This is a genomic window from Pseudomonas sp. AL 58 (assembly GCF_036348395.1).
Taxonomy (GTDB): Bacteria; Pseudomonadota; Gammaproteobacteria; order Pseudomonadales; family Pseudomonadaceae; genus Aquipseudomonas; species Aquipseudomonas defluvii.
The window spans coordinates 83,909-92,477 of record NZ_JAZBQR010000018.1 but is presented as its reverse complement, the minus strand read 5'-3'; the positions used below and the strand labels follow the sequence as shown (position 1 = coordinate 92,477).

The window sequence follows — 8,569 nt, the reverse complement described above, 5'->3', positions numbered from 1 at the left end:
ATATGGTGCACTCAGGAGGATTCGAACCTCCGACCGCTCGGTTCGTAGCCGAGTACTCTATCCAGCTGAGCTATGAGTGCAGTATTCTTGCAGCGCATTATAGTTCGCAGAATCATTTTGACAACCACTTTTTCGTTTAAATTCAACGACTTAGCGATTCATCCAGATTACAGCGCCCTACTTGAATAATGGCGGAGAAGGGGGGATTCGAACCCCCGATACCCTTGTGAGGTATACTCCCTTAGCAGGGGAGCGCCTTCGGCCACTCGGCCACCTCTCCGCAACACGGGGCGTATAATAACCAGACCCTTCCCCGTTTGCAAACTCTTTTTTGAAAAAAAACTGAGAAAAATTAAAGGGTTGGTTCTTCGTCCTTCTCTTTCTTGATCCGAAGGTAGATTTCCTCACGGTGAACGGCCACTTCCTTGGGGGCATTCACACCGATTCGCACTTGATTTCCTTTGACGCCGAGCACGGTCACGGTGATTTCGCCATCGCCAATGATCAGGCTCTCGGCGCACCGACGAGTCAGAATCAACATACCTTTCTCCTCACGCATTTCAGTTCAGGGATAACAGTCTGCAAAAAAGAGGGCTTCAGCCTACAACCGGGACTGGCTGCCGACCTACGCCTCAGTATTGACCAGCGCAAGTAAAAGGACAGATTTCTCACGCCAGTCAAAAAAACGAAGGGCGCGGCCATGCCGCGCCCTTTTTAGGCAGGAGCCTTACTCACCCTGGCGGGCGGGGGCGTCCAGCTCGAAGGCCGTGTGCAGTGCACGCACAGCCAGTTCCAGGTACTTCTCTTCAATAACTACAGAGACCTTGATCTCGGAAGTGGAGATCATCTGAATGTTGATGCTCTCCTTTGCCAGCGCTTCGAACATGCGGCTCGCAACACCGGCGTGCGAACGCATACCGACACCGACGATGGACACCTTGGCGATCTTGGTATCACCGACTACCTCACGGGCGCCGATTTCACGGGCCGTGTTTTCCAGCACCTGCTGCGCCTTGGCATAGTCATTACGGTGCACGGTAAAGGTAAAGTCGGTGGTGTTATCGTGCGAGACGTTCTGCACGATCATGTCGACTTCAATGTTCGCCGCACTGATAGGACCGAGGATCTTGAAAGCAACGCCTGGGGTATCAGGTACGCCGCGAATGGTCAGCTTGGCTTCATCGCGATTGAAGGCGATGCCGGAAATGATCGGCTGTTCCATGGATTCCTCTTCATCAATAGTAATGAGGGTACCCGGACCCTCCTGAAAGCTGTGCAGCACGCGCAGCGGGACGTTGTACTTGCCGGCGAACTCGACGGCACGGATCTGCAGCACCTTGGAACCGAGACTGGCCATTTCCAGCATCTCTTCGAAGGTGATCTTGTCCAGCCGCTGAGCCTGGGACACCACACGCGGGTCAGTGGTGTAGACACCATCGACGTCGGTGTAGATCTGGCACTCATCAGCCTTCAGTGCAGCCGCCAGGGCCACGCCAGTGGTATCGGAACCACCACGCCCGAGGGTGGTGATGTTGCCGTGCTCATCGACACCCTGGAAACCAGCAACCACAACGACACGACCAGCCTTGAGGTCGGCACGAATCTTCTGATCATCGATTTGCAGGATGCGCGCCTTGTTATGCGCGCTGTCAGTGAGGATCCGCACCTGGTTACCGGTGTAAGACACGGCAGGAATGCCGCGCTTCATCAGTGCCATGGCCAGCAAGGCAATGGTCACCTGCTCACCCGTGGAGACGATCACATCCAGTTCACGTGGAACCGGCTGATCGCTGATCTGCTTGGCCAGATCGATCAGGCGATTGGTTTCGCCGCTCATCGCCGACAGTACAACCACCAGATCATCGCCGGCTTCGCGGAATTTCTTGACCTTCTCGGCAACCTGCTCGATTCGCTCGACTGTGCCGACCGAGGTACCGCCAAATTTCTGTACGATCAACGCCATTTCAAAGCCGCCTCAGCCCGTGAAGGGCACCCAATAAACAATCAATCAACAGCCCGCCACTAGACGACGGGCCGCTTCGCGTCTTAGACGCCCTGCTCTACGAATGGCACGGTCAGGGCCAGTGCGCCGTCCAGCGCAGCAGCGTCGACACCGCCGCCTTGCGCCATGTCCGGACGCCCACCCCCTTTGCCGCCCACCGCCGCAGCGGCTTGCTTCATCAAATCACCGGCTTTGAGTTGGCCAGTCAGGTCCTTGGTCACACCCGCTACCAGTACGACCTTGTCCTCATAGACACTGCCGAGCAGGATCACTGCGCGGCCGAGTTTGTTCTTCAACTGATCGACCAGCGCCAGCAGCGCCTTGCCATCCTGGCCATCAAGACGCGCAGCCAGCACCTTGACGCCCTTGACGTCGACGGCTGCGCTCGACAGGTCGTCGCCCGCAGCACTGGCGGCCTTGGCCTGCAACTGCTCCAGTTGCTTTTCCAGCTGACGGTTTCGCTCAAGCACAGCCGAGAGCTTGTCGATCAGGTTGTCACGACTGCCCTTGACCAGTTGCGCGGCTTCCTTGAGCTGCTCTTCGGCGGCGTTCAGGTAAGCCAGCGCAGCAGCACCGGTGACCGCCTCGATACGACGCACACCGGAGGCTACGCCACCTTCGCTAATGATCTTGAGCAGGCCGATATCGCCGGTACGCTTGGCGTGGATACCGCCGCACAGTTCGACGGAGAAATCGCCGCCCATGCTCAGCACCCGCACGCTGTCGCCATACTTCTCGCCGAACAGCGCCATGGCGCCCTTCTTCTTGGCGGTGTCGATATCGGTCTCTTCGGTTTGCACCTCGGAGTTGTTGCGCACTTCGCGGTTGACGATGTCTTCCAACGCCTTGAGCTGCTCAGGTTTGAGCGCCTCGAAGTGGCTGAAGTCGAAACGCAGGCGCTGGCTATCAACCAGCGAGCCTTTCTGTTGTACGTGATCGCCGAGCACCTGACGCAGCGCCGCATGCAGCAAGTGCGTCGCGGAGTGGTTCAACGAGGTGGCATGCTGCACATCGGCATCGACCTGAGCCTGAACCTGCTCCCCGACCTTCAGGCTGCCGCTGGCAACCTGACCATGATGCAGGAACGCACCACCGGTCTTGGTGGTATCACGCACATCAAACCGTGCACCGCCGGCCAGCAGGTAACCGGTGTCACCCACCTGGCCACCGGACTCGGCATAGAACGGGGTTGTATCCAGAATCACAACGCCCTGCTCGCCTTCAGCCAACTGCTCAACCGCCTGGCCATCTTTATAGAGGGCTACGACAGTGGCATTGCCTTCGGTGGTGGTGTAGCCGGTAAACTCAGTGGCTACATCAACCTTGACCAGGCTGTTGTAGTCCAGACCAAAGGCGCTTGCAGAACGCGCACGCTCACGCTGAGCATCCATCTCACGCTCGAAGCCAGCCTCATCCAGGGTCAGGTTACGCTCACGAGCGATATCGCCCGTCAGGTCCATCGGGAACCCGTAGGTGTCGTAGAGTTTGAATACCACGTCACCAGGTACCACGCTGCCTTTGAGTTCAGCCAGGTCCTGCTCGAGAATTTTCAAGCCCTGCTCGAGCGTCTTGGCGAACTGCTCTTCTTCCGCCTTGAGGACGCGCTCGATATGCGCCTGCTGCACCTTCAGCTCAGGGAAGGCCTCGCCCATCTCGGCCACCAGCGCAGCCACGATCTGGTAGAAGAAACTGCCCTTGGCGCCCAGCTTGTTGCCGTGACGGCAGGCGCGACGAATGATGCGCCGCAATACATAGCCACGACCTTCGTTGGACGGCAACACACCGTCGGCGATCAGGAACCCGCAGGAGCGAATATGGTCGGCCACAACCTTGAGTGAAGGCTGGGCGTCGTTGCTGCAACCGATCGCCTTGGCCGATGCGGCAAGCAGGCTCTGGAACAGGTCGATCTCGTAGTTGGAGTGAACGTGCTGCATGACCGCACTGATCCGCTCCAGGCCCATACCGGTATCAACAGACGGCGCAGGCAGCGGGTGCAGGACGCCGTCAGCAGTACGGTTGAACTGCATGAACACGTTGTTCCAGATCTCGATGTAACGGTCACCATCTTCTTCCGGCGAGCCGGGTGGGCCGCCCCAGATCTCCGGGCCGTGATCGTAGAAGATCTCGGTGCAAGGACCGCACGGGCCGGTATCGCCCATGGTCCAGAAGTTGTCGGACGCGTATGGCGCCCCTTTGTTGTCACCGATACGAACCATGCGCTCAGCCGGAACACCGACCTCTTTGGTCCAGATGTCATACGCTTCGTCGTCGCTGGCGTAGACCGTTACCCACAGTTTTTCCTTGGGCAGGTTCAACCATTTTTCCGAGGTCAGGAAGTTCCAGGCAAAGGTGATTGCATCGCGCTTGAAATAGTCACCAAAGCTGAAGTTACCCAGCATTTCAAAGAACGTGTGGTGGCGTGCGGTATAGCCGACGTTTTCCAGGTCGTTGTGCTTGCCGCCGGCGCGTACGCACTTCTGGCTGCTCACCGCTCGGGTATAGGCACGTTTTTCCTGGCCCAGGAAACAGTCCTTGAACTGGTTCATCCCGGCGTTGGTAAACAGCAGGGTCGGGTCGTTGCCCGGAATCAAAGAGCTGGACGCGACACGGGTATGTCCCTGCTCTTCGAAGAAGCGAAGGAAGGCTTCACGGATTTCTGCGCTTTTCATAGGTTCTTCCACGGAAACGGCGGCCAGAGGCAAATGCTTGCGTCAAATTGACGAAACGACGGCAAAGGGCCGCATTATATCGGGCCTGAGGCCTGGGTACAGTGTGTTTATGCGATAGAAGCCGTCAATTGGACAACCTGTAACGGCAATGACAAACAAAAGCGGCAAAATTACCTCCGCCAAGCATGCCCGGGATGCTAAAGCCTGATTTCCCCTACTGACAAGGCATTACGGAGGATCGCCCCGCCAATTGGCAAGGGTTCTCGGATGAAATGTCTTTCATAGGCGTCAATATCATTAGCAGGCTATACGTTTCCCGGAAAACTGTGCTAATAATCCGCTGCCGTCAGCCGCTGACGGCGACGTTCTCAGGGCGGGGCGCAATTCCCCACCGGCGGTAATTGCGCTGAATGCGCATAGCCCGCGAGCGCTTGCAGCACCACTGCAAGGTCAGCAGACCCGGTGTGATTCCGGGGCCGACGGTCATAGTCCGGATAAAGAGAGAACGGGATAGGCACATGCGTGCCTACGGCTGCCTAGCTGCATGCCGACTATCCCTTTCGATCCAGATGCCCTGTTTCTCATACAAACAGGAGTCCGTTTTAATGCAACCCACTGCAATCGATAGCAAGAGCCATCCTCAGGAACGTATCGCGTTCATTCAGGCCTGCTGGCACAAGGATATTGTCGACCAGGCACGCAAGGCCTTTGTCGAAGAGATGGGCAATCACGGCTATCAACCCGGCGACATCGACTTTTTCGAAGTCGGCGGCGCATTTGAAATCCCGCTGCACGCCAAGCTGCTAGCACGCACAGGCCGCTATGCCGGCATTGTGGCTGCAGGCCTGGTGGTCGATGGTGGCCTGTACCGGCATGAATTCGTGGCACAGTCGGTGATCAGCGGCTTGATGCAGGTTCAACTGGAAACCGAAGTACCGGTGTTCTCGGTGGTACTGACGCCGCACCACTTCCACGCGGGCGACGAACACCAGACCTTCTACTTCGAGCACTTCCTGGTGAAGGGTGCCGAGGCCGCGAAGACCTGTGCCGACACCCTGCAGAAGCTGCGCGCGCTTCGCCGCAACGAAGTACCGCAAAAACGCGCCGTATAATCCACCCGCCAACCCGAACGCCGGCGCCCTTCTGCGGGGCCGGCGCCACCGGCAACAGCACGAACCCGATACTGGCGACGCTCGGTCAGCCCAGTTGATCCGGCGTGGTTGGCACAACCAGAATGCCGGCACGCAGGCCATTCTTGACCTTGGGATTCGGGAAAATGATACGAGCCCCCTCTTCCTCCACAATCCAGCGCGTCTCGGCCAGATCCTCGGCCAACAGGTAGCCCTTGGAGAGTTCGGAGAAGTTTTCGATATCGGCAGGTAGGTGCAGGTGGAAGTTGTCGCTGTGCTTGATGATTTCGCGAGCAACGCTGAACAGCTGCAAGCCATCAAGCAACTCGCCTTCTGCGCTCGGCTCGTCACCTTCGATAATTTGCTTAAGACGCTTTTCCAACAGCTGCAGGTTCACCTGCTGGTTCTGACCAAACGGTCGCGCCTTGCCCAGCTCCAACGTAAATGCCTCAGCATCCAGTTGCTCGTAGGTATAGGCCGTGAACGTAACGGAGGCCTTGCTTTGCAACAATACCGCCTCCATACCCGCAGCACGCAAGCGCGCCAGCTCACGACGCGAGTGCTGACGGCCCTCCTTGAAGGGATACAGCGCAAACTGCTCGATCTTCGAACCTCGGATCGCGGTATGCAGGTCGTAATGCAAACGCATACGTCCCGGCACGCTAAAGAATGTCGCAGCCAAGCGCTCGAGCTCGCCGGCACGCAGGGCTTCTGTACCACTGGATAACTCATGGCGCCCATTGAACAGGCGATTGACGTCCTGCTCGATATAACGCTCGCCGCGACGAATGGCTTCGGGGTTACCAAACAGAAACAGCATCCGTACGCGCGGCTTGATATCACCGCGGGCAATGCCATGCAGCAACTCATCGAGCAACTCGATGGGGGCTGTTTCATTGCCGTGGATACCCGCTGAAAGCAGCAGGTCCATGCCATTGTCGCGAGCCTTGGGAGGACACACTTCCAGTGCACCTTCGCCGAGCCAGCGCATACGCACGCCCTCGACAGTCGTCTGAGTCTTCTCCGCCGGTTCACGACCGGCCAGGGTCAGGTCAAGCAGTTTGCCGAGGGCGAGCATGGGCCGTGTCCTTAGTGATGGTGTCCGCAGTCTGGGCCGTGGACGTGATCGTCGTCTTCACCGGCATCGGCCGGTTCCATTTCCAGCTGCAGGCTGACCAGGTTGGTAGCCAGCGGGCGTAGCAGCAGGTTGGCGTACTCGGCGTCGTCTTCTTCGACGTCGACGCCGATCAGCAACTGACCGCGGCCATCCTGCTGAATCCATACCTCCTTGCCTTGCCAGATCACCGCAAAGCGGGTGCAGGAGGTTTCCAGCTGAGTGCCGTCATCGTCTTCGAGGATCAGCTGCAGGGCGTCGGACATAGTCGAATTCTCTCTCAAGGTTCAAGTTGGAATGGATAGACCGAGCCCAGCTTCAGAATCTGGGTCAGCTCATCCAACGCCGTACGGCACTCCACCAGCAACTGCGGGTCGGCCAGATCGCTTTCGCTCAAGCGATCGCGGTAATGCTTGTCAACCCATTGGGTCAGCGTGTCATACAGCGGCGCCGTCATGATAACGCCTGGATTGACCGCCGCCAGTTCCGTTTCATTGAGCGCGACACGCAACCGCAGGCAGGCCGGGCCACCTCCGTTCTGCATACTCTGCTTGAGGTCGAATACCTTGACCTCTGTCACCGGGCCTCCCTGGCTGGTCAGCGCCGACAGGTACGCCCAGACGCGCTCGTTGTTGCGGCACTCTTCAGGCACGATCAGCAGCATCGAGCCATCGGCACGCGACAACAACTGACTGTTGAACAAGTACGAGCGCACTGCATCCTCTACAGACACCTGAGCACGCGGCACACAGATACTTTTGAAGTTGCCGCCTCGTTTAGCCAGTTTAGCTTGCAGTTCGGCGAGCATCGCATCGGTGCCCAGAAAGGCATCCTCGTGATAGAACAACACCTCACCATTACCCACCGCGATCACGTCGTTGTGGAACACACCCTGATCGATTACAGCGGGATTCTGCTGAGCGTAGACCACCCCCTCTTCATTCAGGCCATGCAGACGAGCGACCGCTTGCGAGGCCTCCAGGGTTTGACGTGCCGGGTACTTCTGCGGTGCGGGGTAGCGGGCATCAAAGGCACTGCGACCGAACACGAAGAACTCGACACCAGGCTCACCGTAGCTACGGCAAAAACGAGTGTGGTTAGCTGCGCCTTCGTCGCCGAACTGGCTGACAGCCGGCAACGCAGCGTGATGCGCGAAGTGCTGCTGATCCGCAAACATGGCGCTTAACACCCGACTGGTAGTGGGGTGCTCAATGCTGCGGTGATACTTGCAGTTGAGGTTCGCTGCGGTGAAATGCACACGACCATCGGCGGTGTCGGCACTTGGGCTCACGGTTGCGGCGTTGGCGACCCACATGCTCGAAGCGGAGCAGGATGCCACCAGCAACGGCATGGCTTCTTTGGCCGCGCGGGCGATCACCTGGGCATCGGTTCCAACAAAGCCCAACTGACGCAGCGCTGCCACATCCGGGCGCTCCTGCGGTGCCAATACACCCTGCGTAAAGCCCATTTCCATCAGGGCTTTCATCTTCGCCAAACCCTGACGGGCCGCTTCGCGGGGGTTGGAGGCCTGCTGGCTGTTGCTCTGCGACGCGACGTTGCCGTAAGACAGACCGCCATAGTTGTGCGTCGGGCCTACCAGACCATCAAAATTCACTTCAAAGGATTTCATCGGCAAGACTCCATGGACCTGTTG

Annotated in this window: 7 protein-coding genes, 2 tRNA genes and 1 riboswitch; of the genes, 1 reads left to right on the top strand and 8 read right to left on the bottom strand. The window is 58.3% G+C overall.

The window, feature by feature from the left end:
• Nucleotides 1–3 precede the first annotated feature (3 nt).
• The 5 genes from UIA24_RS18695 to alaS form a co-directional block, all read right to left on the bottom strand.
• Nucleotides 4–80, bottom strand: a tRNA-Arg gene (locus UIA24_RS18695).
• Nucleotides 81–189: 109 nt separating this feature from the next.
• Nucleotides 190–280: transfer RNA gene (locus tag UIA24_RS18690), tRNA-Ser, on the bottom strand.
• Nucleotides 281–352: 72 nt separating this feature from the next.
• Entirely contained in the window at nucleotides 353–541 is a 189-nt protein-coding gene (gene csrA / locus UIA24_RS18685; RefSeq protein ID WP_009399024.1) for a carbon storage regulator CsrA, read from the bottom strand.
• A gap of 186 nt (nucleotides 542–727) precedes the next feature.
• Entirely contained in the window at nucleotides 728–1,963 is a 1,236-nt protein-coding gene (locus tag UIA24_RS18680; RefSeq protein ID WP_065760751.1) for an aspartate kinase, read from the bottom strand.
• 83 nt (nucleotides 1,964–2,046) lie between these two features.
• A complete protein-coding gene (alaS, locus tag UIA24_RS18675; protein WP_330523537.1) occupies nucleotides 2,047–4,671 on the bottom strand; it encodes an alanine--tRNA ligase in 2,625 nt (874 codons plus the stop codon).
• Between the two features lie 360 nt (nucleotides 4,672–5,031).
• Nucleotides 5,032–5,182: riboswitch (FMN riboswitch) on the top strand.
• A 94-nt stretch (nucleotides 5,183–5,276) separates the two neighbouring features.
• Between alaS and UIA24_RS18670 the strand changes: the two genes are divergently transcribed.
• Nucleotides 5,277–5,783: a 6,7-dimethyl-8-ribityllumazine synthase gene (locus UIA24_RS18670; RefSeq protein ID WP_065760749.1), complete on the top strand. Its 507-nt coding sequence runs from the start codon at nucleotides 5,277–5,279 to the stop codon at nucleotides 5,781–5,783.
• An 85-nt stretch (nucleotides 5,784–5,868) separates the two neighbouring features.
• Here the strand turns inward: UIA24_RS18670 and astE are convergent, their stop codons facing one another.
• Genes astE through astB form a run of 3 tightly spaced genes read right to left on the bottom strand, consistent with a single transcriptional unit; the run spans nucleotide 5,869 to nucleotide 8,545 of the window.
• A complete protein-coding gene (astE, locus tag UIA24_RS18665) occupies nucleotides 5,869–6,879 on the bottom strand; it encodes a succinylglutamate desuccinylase (protein WP_065760748.1) in 1,011 nt (336 codons plus the stop codon).
• A gap of 11 nt (nucleotides 6,880–6,890) precedes the next feature.
• Nucleotides 6,891–7,181 carry a topoisomerase II gene (locus UIA24_RS18660; protein WP_330523536.1) on the bottom strand — a complete coding sequence of 97 codons (291 nt, stop codon included), beginning with the start codon at nucleotides 7,179–7,181 and terminating at the stop codon, nucleotides 6,891–6,893.
• Nucleotides 7,182–7,195: 14 nt separating this feature from the next.
• On the bottom strand, nucleotides 7,196–8,545 hold the full coding sequence (gene astB / locus UIA24_RS18655; RefSeq protein WP_330523535.1) for an N-succinylarginine dihydrolase: 1,350 nt from the start codon (nucleotides 8,543–8,545) through the stop codon (nucleotides 7,196–7,198).
• Nucleotides 8,546–8,569 lie beyond the last annotated feature (24 nt).